Raw genomic sequence first — 19,871 nt, 5'->3', positions numbered from 1 at the left:
ACTTAGTTCTTATCTCAATTCTTAGGCTTCTCACCCATTCGCCGTAAAAATTGCTGCTGTAGCCCCAACAAATCCGATAACGTCAGTAACTGGTAATCCAGCCCCTTCTGCTTTGCGATATCCGCAATAATGCGACTTAACGCCGGATAGTGGCGATGATTCCAGTGGGGAAAAAGATGATGGGTAAGATGCAAATTAATCCCGCCCAACCAATACCCAAGCGATGCCGGTTGTGGCGTCCAGTCAAAGGTTGTAGCGAAAGTATGAGCCAGCCTGCCCACTGCTATTTTCCCCTCTTCTGGCGGCAACTGGGTATTCCCCTTTGCCCAATGTGTTCCTATGATCAGCATGACAAAGATCAGAGAAGCGAGCATTTGACTGAGCAAATAAATCAGCAGAATAGCCCTAAAACTAAACACATCGGACAATAGCCAGAAAGGAAGCAGCAGGCACATGGCGAAATGCGCCAGTTTGCCGCCTAAAAAATACCCCCAGCCAGTAAAACCACGCAATGCCAGATGCGGCGTTACCGGCGTGAACCCTCCACGATCGAGCCAGTCCACTACCCAGATATACCAAGGAAAGGTTAGCGCCGCGACCAGCGGCCAGTAGCGATGTTGCTGGCGCATAAAAGGTCGCCACCGTTGCCATGGCGTCTGGCGAAGAATGCCATTTTCTGCGGTGTCAGGATCGTAAAATTCGATATTGGTAAAACCGTGATGAAAGCGTACATGGCGCACCCGCCAGCAGTCAGGATCAAGCCCTATCGGAAAAGCAACCATCCGATTAAGCCAGGCATTGGCCTTTTTACCACGCCAAAATGCATCGTGCGAAGCGTCATGCACCACATTGACTGCTAACAACATGGCGCAAAATATCATCGCCAGATACCACAATAGATATAACACCCACTGGCTTTGAGACAACGCCAGTGAATAACAGGATAGGCAAGCAATAATCAGTGTCACCATTTTGGCGAATGCCCATCCGTCGGCATATCGATGATCACCTGATTTTGCCAGATACGCTTTCGTACCCTTTTGCAACTGTTTTACCAGGTGCGGATCATCGGCAGGAAAAGTGATTAACCTGTTGGGATTAAACAGGTTCATAGTGTTTCCTTAGCGACTTACGCCCCACACCACTCACGAATAACACACAATGGGCCAGCAAAACGCCAGCTAATCCCTTCCAGACCAGAGTGCTCCATGAACACATATAAAGAATAAAATAAAGCAGTGACAACGTCACAGAGCACCACAAAATCATTCCCCAACGTTGTCCATCGCCCATGCCCCCCAGAGCTACTGAGCCTGCCACCAGTAACACGAATAATACAGCCTGCTCACTGGTAATATACTCAATGCCATAGCCATATTGCTGGATGTAGCCCAGCACCATCATAAACAGCAGAATAACCCCTGCACCCACAGCCCACGGAGAACTCTGGTATCGGCGTTCAATCGCTTTGCCAACAGAGTGAAAACCCATTAAGCGTAAAAAAGGCAGATTACTTTCGCGCATCGGATTACAGGATAATCGACTATTTTTTACGCCATAGGCAACATTGCCATGATCCGGCCCGGCGCTATACGAACCAAAAAGTTTATCCCACAACAAAAAGGTGCCACCGTAATTGGTATCGGCATATTGTTTTTCATTCAAATGATGGATGCGATGGTGGGAAGGCGTGATCAGCACCTTTTCCAGCCAACCCAGTTTCGGCGTTAGCGCATTATGGTTAAAAAACTGCCAACTGTAATGCGCGATGGAAACTGCCAGAAAGACACTTAGTGGTACTCCAAGCAGCGCCAGCAGCATAAAAAACGGAATTGAGGTCAATGAGGAGTACCACGAGTTACGTACACCTAATGACAGGTTGTAGTGTTCCCCCTGATGATGCACTACATGAACCGCCCACAGCGGGCGCACCTCGTGATGCCATCGATGTAGCCAGTAAAAACCGAAATCCCACACCAGCAAAGTAAACAGCCACAGCAGGATCACGGGCGCATTATCAAACAGCCCAAAGCTAAAGTGATTGACCACCAGGCTATAGCAGAGTACTTCCAGGCAGCGAAATAGCCACAGCATCATATGTCCGGAGTTGATATTGAAAATAACGTCCAGCCAGTCGATTTTCTGTCGTCCTGATACTTGCAATACTCCGGCTTCGACTAACACAAATAACATCATCAGGATAATAGGGGTTAATAAGTCACTCATGATTCATATTCCTTTCTCGCCTGTCGCGCATATCCAGCCACGCAGCTATCCAACCGCAAATCAACGCCAACATCACGCCACCGACTAAATCAATAAATAAATGCCTGCGTAATTGCAGAATTGAAAAGGCGATAGCTATCGCCCAAACCACGCTCATCAGCGTCAGCCAACGGTTCCCCTTTTTGGCTATTGCCCATACTGTCAACAGCGTGAGCGCAGCGTGTAAAGAAGGGAAACAGTTCTGGCTTGAGTCAATCGCTATCAGCCCGTTTAGTGCACCCGCAGATACCCCAGACTGCACAAACGGGGGATATTGCATTGTTGTGGGCCAGAGAAGATAAAACACACCAGCCGCCAGTGCCGAAAGTTGCATTGACCGGGCCAGCCAGCGCAGGTGGGAAAGTGGTGTTGATAAATAGCCTAACGGTACAACAAGAAAAAACGAGAGATACAACCACACGGCTGAAGGGGAAAATGGAATCAGATTATCAATCACGGAAGGCGTTAATTGACATCCCTCACCTTGCAGGCGATCGCTAAAGTTGTAGATAACCCCAACAGTTCCCCAGCCAAACAGCATCTGTTTCAGGCGTCGCAACAGATTGCTCATTCCCGCCCCCACTGACGCACAATCCGCCGCCGCTTGGCTGTAAAAGCAACGGGCACAGTTTGCGATTCCAGCGACCATATCAGTTGCTCTACCGCGATATTCTGGCGCATAAACAAGGCATTCAACGCCTCCCGACAATGCTCCAGCATCCGCAGTTCGCAATCAGCTAATAACGTCAACTGTGCTGCTCCGGTTTGTAGCAGTCGATAATCGGCTGTTAGCGGCAACGTCATCGCCAGCACACGACTACAGGCATCGGCAAAAACGGTCTGAACATCACCAGATCTTGTCGGCAGTTGCAGTTGATCATCCTGCCGCCCTTCGATACGCGCAATCGCCATTGTCGCGCTGCCACAGGGGCATGGCTGTTCGCTTGCCACCAACACGTCATCAAGTCGATAACGCACCACCGGTTGTGTGGTGCGAGTAAAGTCAGTGACGATCGGTACGAAACGGCGTTCATCCAGCCATTGTGGTTCAATGTGAATAAATTCTTCATTGAGATGTAACGTGCCACAACGGCAGGTAGAAGCGAGAAACCCTTCTGTCGCCTGATAAATTTCGCCCACATTGTTGAACACGCTGCGCAGTAATTCCCTGTCCTGCGGCTCCAGAACTTCCGCCACCGAAACCACTTTTTTGACCTTCAGCGTCAGATCTCCCGCAATGACCGCCAGCGCGAGTGCGCGTAATACCTGAGCTGGTGCGACAATGATCGTAGGCGAACGTTGTTCCAGCCGTTTGGTTTGCGCCTGGAATGGCGCTAACAGATCGTAAAAATCGAGGCTTAACCAGCGATTATTCACACTTTGATAGAGGTTGTTATCTGCTCGCAGAAACAGTGCTACTCGCTCTTTGGCAAACAATCCATCGGGCAACACTTTTGCCAGCACACCTGCGGCCCAAATCTGCTGCTCCTGTGGGCTAACGACAAAAAGCCCACGACTCCCCGATGTGCCAGATGAAAGTCCAACGCTGAACTTGCCAACACAGGGTTTAAAATCACGGCTCTGCTCACTGCGCATCGCACAGGCGAGAAGCTCATCGCGCTTTAAACCTGCGGTATTCATCTCATCGAAATGCGTCATCATTAACGCTTTGTCCATCAATGGCCACTGGTTAAAGGGCAACGCCAGATAACGCTGAAACCACAGACTTTTAGACAAGGTATTTTGCCGGAACAAATGCAACCTTTTTGCCTGCCAGTTTTCCAGCGCCTGACGATCGGTAAAATGCAGCCTGCGGGTACGAAAGTAGCGCCAGAGCAACGTCAGCGGGATCATAGTTCCCCCTCGTGGCATAATCGAATATCCACTGCGCCGTTTTGCCAAAGCTGATGTAATTGCCCAAGCGTGCGGTAGTAGGCGTGGCTGTCAGACATAACCAGATGCGCCAGCGGTGACGGTCCACGCAGTTCCCGATAACTAGCAGGTGCCCACGCGGCATCGGCAGCCAGTAAAATCCAGCCGTCATCAGTAAGAACAAACGCCCCAATGTGTCCGGCAGCATGGCCCGGCAGCGGTACAAGAATGACTTCACCACGGCTTTCTGGTAGCAAGTAACCATGCTCAAACGGTGCCAGTTGTGCGGGCAAACTTACCGCTTCAAAACTTTCAATAAAACGGAGTGAGGACTCAAAACTCTCCGGGATTAGCCCTGGCACAAAGGCCTGGCGCAGCGCAGCGACACCACGCAGAGTTCTTACCTGCCGCCAGCCTTCACCAGAACAGATGCAGGCGACATTAGGGAAATCTCGCAGGCCAGCAATATGATCGGCGTGAAAATGCGACAGAATAATCGTATCAACATCTTTCGCCATCAGTCCCTGTGCGGAGAGTTGCCGTACCAGCGATTGTTGCGGATCGAAATATACCGGAGTGACCTGACGATAAAAGCGAAATACGCCGGCTTGCGTGTAATGTGCAAACCACGAAGAATAGCCGGTGTCCCACAGCCAGCGTTTCTCACCCGCTTCCAGCAGCCACGCACGGGCGGGGAATTTACACACTTTCAGCCCTGCCCCTTTCAGCGCAATACAGCCAATATGTGTACACCAGCCCGTTTCAAATGCGGTTATTTTTGCCATGTTCCCTCAGCCATTGTCCCGTGATTGCAATACCTTGTTCCATCGAAAAGCGCGGGTGATATCCCAGCTCTGTAATGGCCTTTTGCGCACTCAGCGTCATATCAAAACAGAGTGTTCCGGCGCTGTAACGTGTGATGACAGGTTCCTGATTAACGCATTTCCCGTACAGTTCCAGGCCTCGCGCAACCACAGAAAGCAATGGCCAGGGAACGGCAGCAATTCGGTAGCTCAAGCCCAATTGCTGGTGCAGCAAGGCGTCAAGCATTACAGATAATTTCTGCGGCTGATGATTGCTGATGTTGTAAATACTGCCCGAGCGTAAGCCTGCAACCTGCGTTGCCAGTTGCATGGCATACACCACGTTCTGCACGAAAGTGAGATCAAGTAACGCTTCACCACCCCGCGGCAAACGTAAGCAGCCGCCGCCCTGTTGCAGTTGCTGCATCAGACGGGGAACAATCACCTGGTCATGAGGGCCAAACAAACCACGGGGACGCAAAAGAATAAACCTCGTGGCAGGATATTGAGCTACTGCCCTGGCAATAGCCTGCTCAGCGGCGTATTTACTGCGGGCGTAATGGCTGGAGAATGCTCGCGCAAGATAGGTTTCTTGCAAGTCATAGTGATGTTGAAAATCAAAGTAAACCGCAGGCGTAGAGATATGGATAAACCGGGGGATCCTCAGCCTGCCTGCCGCCTGTGCCAGAGTGTGGGTCGCTTTGACATTGGCGAGCCAGAATGCCGTTTTGTTGCCCCAGGGCGAAGACTTCGCCGCACAGTGCCAGACAGCATCGCAGCCTTCTACCAGCCGTGCGCAATCATCCTCAGTTGCCAGGGTTAAATCGAGAGCCACAAACTGTGCGCCTGCGCTTGTCAGATTTTTACCGACCTCGCAATTTCGCCCTGTCGCCACTACCGACACACCCGATTGCAACAAATATTGCACGGCATTTCGCCCCAGGCCGCTGGTTGCCCCCGTCACGAGGATCTTCACGGTAAAAGCACCAGACCAGCCAGTGTTAATCCTGCTGCCGTGCCAATCAACATCGCAGGTCTACCTGCAGTGAAACGACCGCTAATCACCGCTTCATGCAATGCTGTGGGTATAGAGGCCGCCACCTGATTGCCGTAGAAACGGTAGACATCGACGAGCGCGGATCCCGGCACTTGCAGCCGTTTTCGCATATGTTCAAGGGATAGATGACTGGCCTGGTGAGGAACGACCGTGCCGATATCACTCAGTCGCAGGTCGCTTTTTTGCAGTAAGCGCGAAAAATAATCTTCAATAAGCGAAGAGGCAAAACGAAACAGCGGTTTCCCCTGCATATGAAAAAGAAAGTCGCTGTTACTGACGCCTGAGCGTGGATTACACCGCGTGCCGCCAGCGCGTATTTCACATAGTTCGCTGCCTTCGGGGTACATTTCGATCAGGCTGGCAATAATCCCGCTGCGACCATTGCCCCGCTCAACAATCGCGCACGCCGCACCATCACCAAAAATTAATGACGATTCTTCATGGTTCCAGTCAATACCGCGTGAAGCGATATCCGCCGAAACGATGGCGATCCGCCGATATGCTCCGCTGTTTAATAATCCGGCAGCCACTTCCAGTGCAGAAATAAAGCTAACGCAACTGCTGTTGATATCAAACCCGGCAATGCCTGCAGGCATGGTTGCGGCTTTGAGAATATGAATTGCGCTACAGGGTAATGCCTGTACAGCAACGGCTGACGCACAAATTAACAGATCAATATCACACGGTTTTAACGCAGCAGTCGACAACGCATTATGCAAAGCTTCTGCTGCCAGTTCGGCCTGACTGGCGTCGTTACTGGCGAAATAACGCCAGCAAATGCCGGAACGTCGCTCAACATAGCCCGCAGGTTTATTTAGCTGAACATCCAGTTGTTGAGAAGTGATTTTATTCGGTGGTAAGGCGATCCCCGTGGCGATTATTTTTAACGCCGCGGAGATCGTCGGTTGATTAGGTCGATCCACGGTCAGTGCTCCTTCACTGCTCCAGGGGGACCTATCATAGAGGTGGGATACGTTTCCCTACAATCCGAAAAAATTGACAGTGTGTAACTGGCAATTTCAGCAGGCTGACAACGTACTCTGCGTTATGCCGGATGCGGCGTGAGGCCTACAAAAATGAGCTAATTCCATATATTGCAGAATTCTCGTAGGCCTGATAAGCGCAGCGCATCAGGCACTTTGCCATTTTGCGCCAGACGACTTATTTTTCTGGCTTAGTGGCGAGCACGCACCAACTGATACTTACGCGTCAAATACTCTACCGGTACGCTCCAGATGTGTACCAGACGCGAGAACGGGAACAGCAGGAATAAAGTCATCCCCAGCACCAGGTGCAGACGGAAAATAAACGCCACTCCGTCGAGGTGTTGAGAAGCACCACCGTGGAAGGTCACTACTGACTGCGCCCAACCAACCAGTTTCATCATCTCACTACCGTCCATATGCTGAGCGGAGAATGGAATGGTCAGCAAACCCAGTGCACACTGGATGACTAACAGTGACAGGATCAGGATGTCTGCTCCGGTAGTGGTTGCACGCACGCGCGGGCTGAACAGACGGCGTTTCAGTAACAGCACACCACCAATCAGGCACAGCACGCCGCTGGCACCACCAGCAAACATCGCCATTTTCTGTTTCACTTCAATCGGCAGCCACGCTTCGTAAACCCAGTGCGGCGTCAGCATACCGAGGAAGTGACCGACAAAAATCCCCAGAATCCCGATATGGAACAGGTTCGACGCCAGGTTCATCCCTTTGCGATCCAGCATCTGGCTGGACGCCGCGCGCCAGGTGTACTGCCCGTAGTCATAGCGCAGCCAGCTACCAATCAGGAAGACCGCCCCTGCAATGTACGGGTAGATATCAAAGAAGAACATATTCAGGAATTGCATTAGTGCTGTCCTCCGGTGGTGATATTCAGATATTGCGGCGCGACGGCACCCGCAAAGCGACGTTGATGGGCAGTGATTGCCGAATCACCGCAGCCTTTGTCAGCAAAGAACTTAACCTGCTCTTCTTCCCAGACGGCATCCAGCGCCTGCGGCGTATCATCGCGTGCTTCATCGGCAATTTTTTCCGCCACTTTGTCGCTGTCGATAGCGGTATTCGCCAGTTTGAGCAGCAAATCAAACAACACCGCGTAGCGGCTCTCACGCTGTTGCAGACGAGCACTCAGCAACGCCAGAATCGGCGCAATGTCCTGCAAGCCTCCTACCGCTTCGCTTTTCGGCAACTGCGCCAGATACTCCAGATACAGCGGCAGATGATCCGGCAATTCACGGCTATTTAGCTGCAAGCCGTGCTGCTCGTACTGCGCCAACAGGTCAACCATTGCCTGGCCACGATCGCGGGATTCGCCATGAACATGTTCGAACAGCAGTAGCGATGTGGCGCGACCACGGTCAAACAGTTCGCTGTACTGCGCCTGCGCATCCAGCGGATCAAGCGCGGTTAAATCACGCAGGAAAATGCCCAGCGCATGGGCATCTTCTTTCTGTAAGTTTTCCGACGCGGCAATAGCCTCAAACATCTCTTGTTGATGCTGCCACAAGGCAGCATCCGGATATTCAAGGAGGCGCGAAACAATCACGAGTTCGATCATGGATGCGGCTCCGTTTTGCTGGTCACGTCGATGGCATCGATACGGCGGCTGTTGAACAGATTAAATTTCGTATCTGAGCCGTGGCAGCCGTCACCAAAGGTAAAGCCGCAGCCATTTTTCTCCGGGAAAGCTTCCCGCGCCAGTTCACGATGGCTGCTCGGCACCACAAAGCGATCTTCATAGTTAGCAATTGCCAGATAACGGTACATCTCCTGCGCCTGAGCTTCGGTCAGACCGACCTCTTCCAGCGCACGGGTATCGACTTTACCGTCAACGGTTTCAGCTCGTTTGTAATGACGCATTGCCAGCATACGTTTCAGCGCGAGCAGCACCGGTTGGGTATCACCGGCGGTCAGCAGATTCGCCAGATACTGAACCGGGATACGCAGACTTTCAACGTCTGGCAGAATGCCGTTGCTACCCAGTTCGCCCGCATCTGCCGCAGACTGAATCGGTGACAGAGGCGGAACGTACCAGACCATCGGCAGCGTGCGATATTCCGGATGCAGCGGCAGCGCCAGCTTCCACTCCATCGCCATTTTATAAACCGGCGACTGCTGTGCCGCTTCAATAACACTCAGCGGAATACCGTCCTTAATTGCCTGCTCAATGACTTTCGGATCGTTCGGATCGAGGAACACTTCCAGTTGGCGCTGGTAGAGATCTTTCTCGTTCTCGGTGCTGGCTGCACGTTCAATAGCGTCCGCATCGTACAGCAGCACGCCGAGATAACGGATACGACCCACGCAGGTTTCTGAACACACGGTCGGCTGACCCGCTTCAATACGCGGATAGCAGAAAATGCATTTCTCAGACTTACCGCTCTTCCAGTTGAAGTAGATTTTTTTGTACGGGCATCCGGTGATGCACATACGCCAGCCACGGCATTTATCCTGATCGATCAGGACGATGCCATCTTCTTCACGCTTGTAGATCGCACCGCTCGGGCAGGTCGCCACACATGCCGGGTTCAGACAGTGTTCGCACAGGCGCGGCAGATACATCATGAAGGTGTTTTCGAACTGGCTATACATCGCCTTCTGGATGTTGTCGAAGTTCTTGTCTTTCGCCAGTTTGTCAAATTCGCCGCCCAGGTCATCTTCCCAGTTCGGCCCTTTTTCGATTTTCGCCATCCGTTCGCCAGTAATCAGCGAACGCGGACGAGCAATCGGCTGCGATTTGCTGCCTTCCGGCGCGGTATGCAGGTTCTGATAGTCAAAATCGAACGGCTCGTAATAATCGTCGATCCCCGGCAGATGCGGGTTAGCGAAGATTTTACCCAACAACATGGCGCGGTTACCCATGCGCGGTTGCAGTTTGCCGTTGATTTTACGGATCCAGCCGCCTTTATATTTTTCCTGGTTTTCCCAGTCGGTCGGGAAACCCTGACCCGGCTTGGTTTCAACGTTGTTGAACCACGCGTACTCCACGCCTTCGCGGCTGGTCCAGACGTTTTTACAGGTAACTGAACAGGTGTGGCAGCCGATGCACTTATCGAGATTCAGCACCATGCCGACTTGTGAACGAATTTTCATTTTACGCTCTCCTGTACCTGGTCATTGCCTTCGCCATCTAACCAGTCAATGTTCTTCATCTTACGCACTACAACAAACTCATCGCGGTTAGAACCTACGGTGCCGTAGTAGTTAAAGCCGTATGCCAGATGGGCATAGCCACCGATCATATGCGTCGGTTTCGGCGTAATACGGGTGACCGAGTTATGGATGCCCCCACGCTGTTGGGTGATTTCTGAACCAGGCAAGTTAACGATACGTTCCTGCGCGTGGTACATCATGGTCATCCCTGCCGGAACACGCTGGCTGACAACCGCACGGGCAGTTAGCGCACCGTTGCTGTTGAAGACTTCAATCCAGTCGTTATCGGCAATACCCAGCTCTTTCGCATCAGCTTCGCTCAGCCAGACCACCGGGCCACCGCGACCTAAGGTCAGCATCAGCAGGTTGTCGCTGTAAGTGGAGTGGATCCCCCACTTCTGGTGCGGCGTCAGGAAGTTGAGGGCTTTTTCCGGATTACCGTTGGATTTCTGTCCCATCACTTCTTTCACCGAACGGGTGTCGATCGGCGGACGATAAACCAGCAGGCTTTCACCGAAATCACGCATCCACTGATGATCCTGATACAACTGCTGACGACCAGAGAGCGTGCGCCACGGAATCAACTCGTGAACGTTGGTGTAACCGGCGTTGTAAGAAACGTGTTCATCTTCCAGACCAGACCAGGTCGGGCTGGAGATAATTTTACGCGGCTGTGCCTGAATATCGCGGAAGCGGATCTTCTCGTCTTCTTTATTCAGCGCCAGATGCGTATGGTCACGACCAGTAAACTCACTCAGTGCCGCCCAGGCTTTCACGGCCACCTGACCGTTGGTTTCTGGTGCCAGCGTCAGGATCATTTCTGCCGCATCAATCGCCGTGTTGAGCATCGGCTGGCCTTTCGCCGGACCTTCCGCTTTGGTGTAGTTGAGCTTACGCAGCAGATCCATCTCGCTCTGGGTGTTCCAGGCGATACCTTTACCACCGTTGCCGATTTTCTCCATCAGCGGACCGATAGAGGTAAAGCGTTCGTAAGTTGCCGGATAATCGCGCTCTACGACCATAATGTGCGGTGCGGTTTTACCTGGGATCAGGTCGCATTCGCCTTTTTTCCAGTCTTTTACATCCAGCGGCTGCGCCAGTTCAGCGGCAGAATCGTGCTGGATCGGCAGCGTGACGATGTCGGTTTCTTTACCCAGATGACCAACGCACACTTCGGAGAATTTCTTCGCGATGGCTTTGTAGATTTCCCAGTCACTTTTCGCTTCCCAGGCCGGATCGACCGCCGCAGACAGCGGGTGAATAAACGGATGCATATCCGAAGTATTCATGTCGTCTTTTTCGTACCAGGTTGCAGTCGGCAAAATGATGTCGGAGTAGAGACAGGTGCTAGACAGACGGAAGTCCAGCGTCACCACCAGATCCAACTTGCCTTCCAGACCGTTGTCCTGCCAGTCCACTTCTTCCGGCTTCACTCCGCCCTGCTGCCCCAGATCTTTGCCCTGGATACCATGTTCCGTCCCCAGCAGGTACTTGAGCATAAACTCGTGACCTTTACCGGAAGAACCCAGCAGGTTAGAACGCCAGATGAACAGGTTACGCGGATGGTTTTTGCCGTTTTCCGGCTGCTCCGCAGCAAAACGAATGGAACCGTCTTTCAGGGATTTCACCGTATAGTCAACCGGATTCATCCCGGCTTTTTCTGCTTCACGTGCGATGGTCAGCGGGTTAGTGCCTAACTGCGGAGCAGATGGCAGCCAGCCCATACGTTCAGCACGCACGTTAAAGTCGATCATGTGGCCGGTATAACGGGATTTATCCGCCAGCGGTGACAGCAGCTCTTCCGCCGTGACGGTTTCATAACGCCACTGGCTGGAGTGGTTATAGAAATAAGAGGTACTGTTCATATGACGTGCCGGACGCTGCCAGTCAAGGGCAAACGCCAACGGCTGCCAGCCGGTTTGCGGACGCAGTTTTTCCTGACCTACGTAGTGTGCCCAGCCGCCGCCGCTCTGACCGACACAACCGCAGAAAATCAGCATGTTGATCAGACCACGATAGTTCATATCGAGGTGATACCAGTGGTTCAGACCGGCACCAACGATAATCATCGAACGACCGTGCGTTTTATCAGCGTTGTCAGCAAATTCACGGGCTATACGGATAATTTGCGAACGTGAGACACCGGTGATCTTCTCAGCCCAGGCCGGAGTGTAGGCTTTCACATCGTCATAGCTGGTTGCGCAGTTGACGTCGTTCAGACCACGTTCCAGGCCATAGTTTGCCAGCGTCAAGTCATAAACCGTAGTCACCAGCGCGGTGCTGCCATCAGCCAGTTGCAGGCGTTTCACCGGCAGTTTGTGCAGCAGAACGTTTTCCAGTTCCACTTTGTTAAAGTGTTCAGTGCCGTCGCCGCCAAAGTACGGGAAGCCCACTTCAGCAATCTCATCCTGGCTACCCAGCAGGCTAAGTTGCAGTTCGGTTTCTTCGCCGGTTTTGCCGTCACGTTGCTCCAGATTCCATTTGCCCTTCTCGCCCCAGCGGAAGCCAATAGAACCATTCGGCGCGACCATTTCGCCTTGCGTATTAAAGGCCACGGTTTTCCATTCAGGATTGTTTTCCTGGCCCAGCGCGTCAACCAGATCGGCGGCACGCAGCATACGACCCGCAGCGTAATAACCATCGCGTTCTTCCAGCATCACCAGCATCGGCATGTCGGTGTAGCGACGCACATAGTCGGTGAAATACTGACTTGGGTTATCAAGATGGAACTCACGCAGCATTACGTGGCCCATCGCCAGCGCCATCGCCGCATCGGTGCCTTGTTTCGGTGCCAGCCACAGGTCGCACAGTTTAGCGATCTCAGCATAGTCAGGTGTTATGGCAACGGTTTTGGTGCCTTTGTAACGCACTTCGGTAAAGAAGTGAGCATCTGGAGTACGGGTCTGCGGAACGTTAGAACCCCAGGCAATGATGTAGCTGGAGTTGTACCAGTCAGCAGATTCCGGCACGTCAGTCTGCTCACCCCAGGTTTGCGGAGAAGCTGGAGGCAGGTCGCAGTACCAGTCATAGAAGCTTAAGCAAGTACCGCCAATCAGGGAGAGATAGCGGGCACCCGATGCGTAAGAAACCATCGACATTGCCGGGATTGGCGAGAAACCAGCAACACGGTCCGGACCGTAGTTTTTGATGGTGTAAACGTTAGACGCGGCGATCAGTTCGTTCACTTCCTGCCAGGAAGAACGAACAAAACCACCGCGTCCACGCGCTTGCTTAAAGCTTTTCGCCTTATCGGCGTCTTCAATAATAGAAGCCCATGCCTCAACCGGATCGCTATGCAGCGCTTTCGCTTCACGCCACATTTTCATCAGGCGTTTGCGCATCATCGGGTATTTCAGGCGGTTGGCGCTATAGAGATACCAGGAATAGCTGGCACCGCGCGGGCAGCCGCGAGGTTCATGGTTTGGCAGATCCGGACGGGTACGCGGATAGTCAGTCTGCTGGGTTTCCCAGGTCACCAGACCGTTTTTAACGTAGATTTTCCAGCTACAGGAGCCGGTGCAGTTTACCCCGTGGGTAGAGCGGACGATTTTGTCATGCTGCCAACGCTGGCGATATCCATCCTCCCAGTCACGGTTGGTATTGAGAAGCTGGCCATGCCCATCGGCAAAGGTTTCACCCTTCTGTTTGAAGTAGCGAAACCGGTCCAGGAATTTACTCATCGGTTTTCTCCTGTGGGAGCCTGTCGGCTCTCTGATAAATCGACATTGCTAATGTTTAAAATGAAGGTAACGCTCTGAAACGTCGTGGGAATTGATAACGATCAAGTGTGGAGGGGATGAAAAATAAAGTAATTTCCTAATATACCCCTTTGGGGTAATTAAAATGTTTCACCTAACATATTGTAAGTTAATAACTTTTACATCTAAGCACATTTAAACGCTTCGGATTTTTATACAGGTGGGTATTAAGGAGTATCCCCCATGGATGACATATTAATGATGCTTAATGACGCCGTTGAAATAATTATCCCTCTGAAAGTATGTTGTAACTAAATGACAAATAAAAAAAGCGCGACATTACGCCGCGCAAAGGATAATCAAATATTACGATTTATTTTTTAGAATGCCGACCATATACCACCCAGGTAATTACCACGCAGGCGATATAGAAAATCAAAAATACTTTCATTGCACCGACTGGCGAACCCGTTAATGCCAGTGAGCTACCGAACGCTTTCGGGATAAAGAAGCCACCGATAGCACCAATGGCAGAGATAAAGCCCAGCGCCGCTGCAGTGTCGGTTGCTGCCTCACGCATAGCGCGTTCGTCAGAACCACCTTCTGCTTTCACGCGATCCATCGTCAGTTTACGGAAAATCACGGAAATCATCTGGAAGGTGGAACCACTCCCCAACCCCGCCGTCAGGAACAGCGCGAGGAAGACCGCGAAGAACGCCATGAAACTTCCGCCCTGCCCGTCAGTCGGTAAGGTGAGGAACAGCAGGCCGCTGAAAATCGCCATCAGGACAAAGTTCACCAGCGTTACACAGGTGCCGCCGAGACGGTCAGACAGAGCCCCCCCCGCAGAACGTGCCAGTGCGCCAATAAACGGTCCGAAGAAGGCGTAGTGCAGAATCTGCACATCCGGGAACTGCGTTTTTGACAGCATGGCAAAACCCGCAGAGAAGCCGATGAAGGAGCCGAAAGTCGCCAGATACAGCAGGCTCATAATCCACAGATGACCCCGTTTGAGTACCGGCAACTGCTCCTTGATGGAGGCTTTCGAGGTAGCAAGGTCGTTCATGCCAAACCACGCCGCAATGGTGAAGATGGCGAGGAACGGCACCCATATCCAGGAGGCGTTAGCCAGATACAATTCGCTGCCATCCGGTTGTGTTACGCCCTGGCTACCAAATGCAGCAAAAATCGACAGTGATACCACCAGCGGAGCAACCAACTGCATAACGCTGACGCCCATGTTACCCAGACCACCATTCAGGCCCAGCGCGCCACCCTGTTTCTGCTTCGGAAAGAAGAAGCTGATGTTTGCCATACTGGAAGCGAAGTTCGCGCCAGCAAAGCCGCACAGCAGAGAAATGATGATAAATACGCTGTATGGCGTAGTGGTATCCTGCACGGCAAAACCCAGCCAGACACAAGGAATAATCAGAATACCAGTACTAAACGCCGTCCAGCGACGCCCACCGAAGATTGGAACCATAAAGGAGTATGGCACCCGCAATAATGCGCCAGAAACCGAAGGTAGTGCGGTTAAAAGAAATAGCTGATCGGTCGTAAAATTAAAGCCGACTTTCGGTAAGTTCACCGCGACAGCACTGAATAACATCCATACGCAAAACGCCAGCAGCAGACAGGGAACGGAAATCCACAGGTTGCGGCTGGCAATACGTTGACCGCGTTGTTGCCAGAACGCAGGATCTTCCGGTCGCCAATCTGTAATGACAGCTCCAGTAGCCCTTTCGGGGGCGGATGAGTGACTCATAGACACCTCTGATACTCGTTTCGATGTCTGCCACCTTAGTGGCTGTAGCTAAAGGTAATTTGATATAAATCAAACGACAATATAACTTTATCTATCATTGATATTTATCATTACCCATAGTGAGTACAGAGATTTCATAAAAATTATGAGATTTTTCACGGCGCTGTAAAATCCCTACCCTTACTGATGTAAAACGCCTAACCACACGGCAAATAAGGAGTAACTCTTTCCGGGTATGGGTATACTTCAGCCAATAGCTGAGAATAATGCCATTTCAGAATGTATCATCACATTCATTAAGGTTATTGCTCATTCAAAGCCTGAAGGAAGAGGTTTACATGCTTAAACGTTGTCTCTCTCCGCTCACCCTGGTCAATCAGGTTGCGCTTATTGTTTTGCTTTCTACCGCTATTGGACTGGCGGGGATGGCGGTTTCTGGCTGGCTGGTGCAAGGCGTTCAGGGCAGCGCTCATGCCATCAACAAAGCAGGATCGCTGCGTATGCAAAGTTACCGCCTGCTGGCAGCGGTGCCATTAAGCGAGAAAGACACGCCGTTGCTAAAAGAGATGGAGCAAACCGCCTTTAGCCCAGAATTAAGCCGTGCCGCAGAACGCGACGGGCAACAGGAACAACTAAAAAGTTTGCAGGAGTACTGGCGCAATGAACTCGTTCCAGGACTATTACGTGCGCAAACCAGAGAAACCGTATCGGCAGACGTCAGTCAGTTTGTTGCCGGGCTGGATCAGTTAGTCTCAGGTTTTGATCACACCACTGAAATGCGCATTGAGACGGTAGTGATGGTCCACCGGGTAATGGCGGTGTTTATGACATTGCTCTTGGTCTTCACCATTATCTGGCTGCGAGCGCGACTGCTGCAACCGTGGCGGCAATTGCTGGCGATGGCGAGTGCGGTAAGTCACCGTGATTTTAGCCAGCGGGCACATATCAGCGGCCGCAATGAAATGGCGATGTTAGGAACAGCGCTGAACAATATGTCTGCGGAACTGGCGGAGAGTTATGCCGTACTTGAGCAGCGAGTACGGGAAAAAACCGCCGGTCTGGAACATAAAAATCAGATACTCTCTTTTTTGTGGCAGGCTAACCGTCGTTTGCATTCTCGCGCCCCGCTGTGTGAACGCCTGTCTCCCGTACTCAACGGCTTACAAAATTTAACCCTACTGCGTGATATCGAACTGCGGGTGTATGACACTGAAGATGAAGAGAACCATCAGGAGTTCACCTGCCAGTCGGATATGACCTGCGACGACAAAGGCTGCCAACTCTGCCCGCGCGGCGTATTACCTGTTGGCGATCGCGGCACGACCCTGAAATGGCGACTGACCGATTCTCATATGCAGTACGGAATTTTGCTGGCGACTCTGCCGCAGGGCCGCCATCTAAGCCATGATCAACAGCAACTGGTGGATACGCTGGTTGAGCAATTAACCGCCACTCTGGCACTGGATCGCCATCAGGAACGCCAGCAGCAGTTGATCGTGATGGAAGAGCGTGCCACCATTGCGCGCGAACTGCATGATTCTATTGCCCAATCTCTCTCTTGCATGAAGATGCAGGTGAGTTGTTTACAGATGCAAGGCGACGCGCTGCCAGAAAGCAGCCGCGACCTGTTAAGCCAGATCCGTAACGAACTGAATGCTTCCTGGGCGCAGTTGCGTGAGCTGCTCACCACATTCCGTTTACAGCTCACCGAACCGGGGTTACGCCCGGCACTGGAAGCAAGTTGTGAAGAATACAGCGCCAAATTTGGCTTTCCGGTGAAGCTGGATTACCAATTGCCACCGCGCCTGGTGCCTTCGCATCAGGCAATCCATCTGTTGCAAATTGCCCGTGAGGCATTAAGTAACGCCCTCAAACATTCGCAAGCGAGCGAGGTCGTGGTAACAGTGGCGCAAAACGATAATCAGGTCAAATTGACCGTCCAGGATAACGGCTGCGGAGTGCCTGAAAATGCCATCCGCAGCAATCACTACGGCATGATAATTATGCGTGACCGTGCGCAAAGTCTGCGTGGCGACTGCCGCGTCCGCCGTCGTGAATCAGGTGGCACCGAAGTGGTGGTCACTTTTATTCCCGAAAAAACTTTCACAGACGTCCAAGGAGATACCCATGAGTAATCAGGAACCGGCTACTATCCTGCTGATCGACGATCACCCGATGCTGCGAACTGGCGTAAAACAGCTTATCAGCATGGCCCCCGATATCACCGTGGTTGGCGAAGCAAGTAATGGCGAGCAGGGTATTGAACTGGCGGAATCTCTCGATCCGGATCTGATTCTGCTTGATCTGAATATGCCCGGCATGAACGGTCTGGAAACGCTGGATAAACTGCGTGAAAAATCTTTATCCGGTCGCATTGTGGTATTCAGCGTCTCTAACCATGAAGAGGACGTGGTCACCGCCCTGAAACGCGGCGCAGATGGCTATCTGTTAAAAGATATGGAGCCGGAAGATCTGTTGAAAGCGTTACATCAGGCTGCTGCTGGCGAAATGGTATTAAGCGAGGCGTTAACCCCCGTTCTGGCCGCCAGCCTGCGTGCTAACCGCGCGACTACTGAACGCGACGTCAACCAGTTAACGCCGCGCGAGCGCGATATTCTGAAGCTGATTGCTCAGGGCTTACCGAATAAGATGATTGCCCGCCGCCTGGACATCACAGAAAGCACGGTAAAAGTACATGTGAAGCACATGCTGAAAAAAATGAAGCTCAAATCTCGTGTGGAAGCCGCGGTATGGGTGCATCAGGAACGTATTTTCTGATTATGGTTCCCAGCGCAGTTCGTCCTTTGCCATCGCATCGAAAGGTTCGGCAAGCGTTAGCGTGATCTCATTGGAGGAGACACGCTGTCCCTGGTTATCTTCCACCACCACCGACAATCGCCAGTGATTGCTCGCCCCTTCCCCGCTCTGCCAGTCCGGCATGATCAGCGTCCAGCCATCCGTACTGTTGGCAGTTGCTCCCGACGTCAGACTTAACATCTGCGTATCTCCCTGCCAGATCAATTGGCGAATACCGTAACGACTGTGGATTTGTAATTTCAGCGGTACAGATTCGCCGGGTTTAAGATCCCAGGGCGGCGTCGCCAGAAACACCGTTAAAGTTTTACGCTGATGATACTCAATAACCGGCAAATTATTTCGCTGCGGATTGTCATAGCGACTACCGCGCAGCGACTGACTTTCCGCAACTTCACCAGCAGACAGTTGTTTATTGAGCGGCACGCCAAAACGGTAGTTAATATTCAGTCCGAGGTTATTTTGGCGTTCTCCACTTTCGCCTTGTTTATGCTGGGCGGTCACTGTGACGAGTGGCACAGGTGTGTAATTTAGCCCCAGACTCAAGGCAACTGGATTGTGATACCCCGTGCCAGAGTTAAACAGATCAACACTCTGGCCAAAATATTGTTCGACGCTGACGCTGGTGTTGATATGTTGGTAAAACGGCATTCGCATTCGGGCGGTCAGATCGTAACCGCGCGCCATACGTTGCTCAAGCGAAGCTGTCTGTTCACGCCATGAGGCAAAAGGCTGATAATAATTTGCCGACAGGCGCAGATATTCTCCCCAGGCTTCAGCACCAAAGCCTGCCCGCTGAAGATTTTCATCCAACAAGTTGTCATAAAACGTGTTGTATCCCATCAACCACGAGCCATGCTTCCAGCGTTGACCCACGCCAAGATTACTTACCAGACCATCGTCCTGCTGGGTCAGTCCAACCTGGCTCCATGTGAGATAGCGCTCGTTATCCAGCAACGGTACAAACCAGCTTCCCCGACTTCCGGTGAAATGTCCTTCGTTATCCACTTTGACGCCAACACTGGCGTTCCCCCACGGCGAAAGCCAAGATTCTACATGCTGATTAACCTGCTGGCTAAGCGCATCACGGACTTTTCCCAGCGCAAAGGCTTTCGCTTGTTCGCCTGTATCCTGACCGTTATCAGTCATACTGGTTTCACCAAAATCTTTCACAATTTCAGCGAAGTGTTTTTCACCGTCATGATTTTCCGGTGCCATTCCTAAATCCGGCAGACCATCATTATCGTTATCAAAAGGATTTGCCGATTGCTGCTCAAAGGATGGCTGTGCATCAGCCATACCGCCTGCCAGCAGCAAGAGTAAAAAAAGCGGGATAATACGAAAGACGATACGGCTCAAAACGTCAGTAGTTTCCGATAAAAATGAACACTCATTACTTTATAGAATAACGATTACTGGTAACTTTTCTCGTACTTTCTC

General features: G+C 51.9%; 15 protein-coding genes. 2 read left to right on the top strand and 13 right to left on the bottom strand.

Features of this window, described 5'->3' with window-relative positions:
- Nucleotides 1–14: 14 nt before the first annotated feature.
- The 12 genes from BEA93_RS05160 to narK form a co-directional block, all read right to left on the bottom strand.
- Nucleotides 15–1,112 (bottom strand): fatty acid desaturase family protein, encoded by a 1,098-nt coding sequence (locus BEA93_RS05160; RefSeq protein WP_001516513.1) that lies wholly within the window; start codon nt 1,110–1,112, stop codon nt 15–17.
- Complete coding sequence (locus BEA93_RS05155) at nt 1,099–2,226, bottom strand: sterol desaturase family protein (RefSeq protein ID WP_016262057.1); 1,128 nt, start codon at nt 2,224–2,226, stop codon at nt 1,099–1,101. The genes BEA93_RS05160 and BEA93_RS05155 overlap by 14 nt, the downstream gene beginning before the upstream one ends.
- Nucleotides 2,219–2,836 carry a phosphatase PAP2 family protein gene (locus BEA93_RS05150; RefSeq protein ID WP_010375759.1) on the bottom strand — a complete coding sequence of 206 codons (618 nt, stop codon included), beginning with the start codon at nt 2,834–2,836 and terminating at the stop codon, nt 2,219–2,221. Before BEA93_RS05150 ends, BEA93_RS05155 begins: the two co-directional genes overlap by 8 nt.
- A complete protein-coding gene (locus BEA93_RS05145; RefSeq protein ID WP_105224441.1) occupies nt 2,833–4,119 on the bottom strand; it encodes a F390 synthetase-related protein in 1,287 nt (428 codons plus the stop codon). Before BEA93_RS05145 ends, BEA93_RS05150 begins: the two co-directional genes overlap by 4 nt.
- Nucleotides 4,116–4,922: an MBL fold metallo-hydrolase gene (locus tag BEA93_RS05140; protein ID WP_105224440.1), complete on the bottom strand. Its 807-nt coding sequence runs from the start codon at nt 4,920–4,922 to the stop codon at nt 4,116–4,118. Before BEA93_RS05140 ends, BEA93_RS05145 begins: the two co-directional genes overlap by 4 nt.
- On the bottom strand, nt 4,900–5,916 hold the full coding sequence (locus BEA93_RS05135) for an NAD-dependent epimerase/dehydratase family protein (RefSeq protein WP_000699365.1): 1,017 nt from the start codon (nt 5,914–5,916) through the stop codon (nt 4,900–4,902). The genes BEA93_RS05140 and BEA93_RS05135 overlap by 23 nt, the downstream gene beginning before the upstream one ends.
- The gene (locus tag BEA93_RS05130; RefSeq protein ID WP_105224439.1) at nt 5,913–6,920 is read right to left on the bottom strand and encodes a 3-oxoacyl-[acyl-carrier-protein] synthase III C-terminal domain-containing protein; all 1,008 of its coding nucleotides are present in this window, start codon (nt 6,918–6,920) and stop codon (nt 5,913–5,915) included. The genes BEA93_RS05135 and BEA93_RS05130 overlap by 4 nt, the downstream gene beginning before the upstream one ends.
- Nucleotides 6,921–7,171: 251 nt before the next feature.
- On the bottom strand, nt 7,172–7,849 hold the full coding sequence (gene narI / locus BEA93_RS05125) for a respiratory nitrate reductase subunit gamma (RefSeq protein ID WP_001160120.1): 678 nt from the start codon (nt 7,847–7,849) through the stop codon (nt 7,172–7,174).
- Nucleotides 7,849–8,559 (bottom strand): nitrate reductase molybdenum cofactor assembly chaperone, encoded by a 711-nt coding sequence (narJ, locus tag BEA93_RS05120; protein WP_000571675.1) that lies wholly within the window; start codon nt 8,557–8,559, stop codon nt 7,849–7,851. Before narJ ends, narI begins: the two co-directional genes overlap by 1 nt.
- Nucleotides 8,556–10,094, bottom strand: a complete 1,539-nt coding sequence (gene narH, locus BEA93_RS05115) for a nitrate reductase subunit beta (RefSeq protein ID WP_000702663.1) — start codon at nt 10,092–10,094, stop codon at nt 8,556–8,558. The genes narJ and narH overlap by 4 nt, the downstream gene beginning before the upstream one ends.
- Nucleotides 10,091–13,834 carry a nitrate reductase subunit alpha gene (locus BEA93_RS05110; RefSeq protein ID WP_105224438.1) on the bottom strand — a complete coding sequence of 1,248 codons (3,744 nt, stop codon included), beginning with the start codon at nt 13,832–13,834 and terminating at the stop codon, nt 10,091–10,093. Before BEA93_RS05110 ends, narH begins: the two co-directional genes overlap by 4 nt.
- Nucleotides 13,835–14,225: 391 nt before the next feature.
- Entirely contained in the window at nt 14,226–15,617 is a 1,392-nt protein-coding gene (gene narK / locus BEA93_RS05105) for a nitrate transporter NarK (protein ID WP_105224437.1), read from the bottom strand.
- A 338-nt stretch (nt 15,618–15,955) separates the two neighbouring features.
- Here narK and narX point away from each other — a divergent pair, with 338 nt between their 5' ends.
- Together narX and narL are read left to right on the top strand one after the other, a co-directional pair.
- A complete protein-coding gene (gene narX, locus BEA93_RS05095; protein ID WP_016262059.1) occupies nt 15,956–17,752 on the top strand; it encodes a nitrate/nitrite two-component system sensor histidine kinase NarX in 1,797 nt (598 codons plus the stop codon).
- Nucleotides 17,745–18,395, top strand: a complete 651-nt coding sequence (gene narL / locus BEA93_RS05090; protein WP_000070491.1) for a two-component system response regulator NarL — start codon at nt 17,745–17,747, stop codon at nt 18,393–18,395. The genes narX and narL overlap by 8 nt, the downstream gene beginning before the upstream one ends.
- On the opposite strand, the gene BEA93_RS05085 is transcribed toward narL, so the two are convergent.
- A complete protein-coding gene (locus BEA93_RS05085) occupies nt 18,396–19,790 on the bottom strand; it encodes a YchO/YchP family invasin (protein WP_105224436.1) in 1,395 nt (464 codons plus the stop codon).
- Nucleotides 19,791–19,871: the final 81 nt, after the last annotated feature.

The organism is Escherichia sp. MOD1-EC5950 (assembly GCF_002965345.1).
Lineage (GTDB): Bacteria > Pseudomonadota > Gammaproteobacteria > Enterobacterales > Enterobacteriaceae > Escherichia > Escherichia marmotae.
Note: the sequence above shows the minus strand (reverse complement) of the source record. Positions and strands in the feature narration are given on the sequence as shown.

Coding starts and splice junctions, on each gene's coding strand:
- BEA93_RS05110 (WP_105224438.1), bottom strand. CDS start 13,834: ATGAGTAAATTCCTGGACCGGTTTCGCTACTTCAAACAGAAGGGTGAA.
- BEA93_RS05160 (WP_001516513.1), bottom strand. CDS start 1,112: ATGAACCTGTTTAATCCCAACAGGTTAATCACTTTTCCTGCCGATGAT.
- narJ (WP_000571675.1), bottom strand. CDS start 8,559: ATGATCGAACTCGTGATTGTTTCGCGCCTCCTTGAATATCCGGATGCT.
- BEA93_RS05140 (WP_105224440.1), bottom strand. CDS start 4,922: ATGGCAAAAATAACCGCATTTGAAACGGGCTGGTGTACACATATTGGC.
- narH (WP_000702663.1), bottom strand. CDS start 10,094: ATGAAAATTCGTTCACAAGTCGGCATGGTGCTGAATCTCGATAAGTGC.
- narL (WP_000070491.1), top strand. CDS start 17,745: ATGAGTAATCAGGAACCGGCTACTATCCTGCTGATCGACGATCACCCG.
- BEA93_RS05155 (WP_016262057.1), bottom strand. CDS start 2,226: ATGAGTGACTTATTAACCCCTATTATCCTGATGATGTTATTTGTGTTA.
- BEA93_RS05145 (WP_105224441.1), bottom strand. CDS start 4,119: ATGATCCCGCTGACGTTGCTCTGGCGCTACTTTCGTACCCGCAGGCTG.
- narX (WP_016262059.1), top strand. CDS start 15,956: ATGCTTAAACGTTGTCTCTCTCCGCTCACCCTGGTCAATCAGGTTGCG.
- narI (WP_001160120.1), bottom strand. CDS start 7,849: ATGCAATTCCTGAATATGTTCTTCTTTGATATCTACCCGTACATTGCA.
- BEA93_RS05150 (WP_010375759.1), bottom strand. CDS start 2,836: ATGAGCAATCTGTTGCGACGCCTGAAACAGATGCTGTTTGGCTGGGGA.
- narK (WP_105224437.1), bottom strand. CDS start 15,617: ATGAGTCACTCATCCGCCCCCGAAAGGGCTACTGGAGCTGTCATTACA.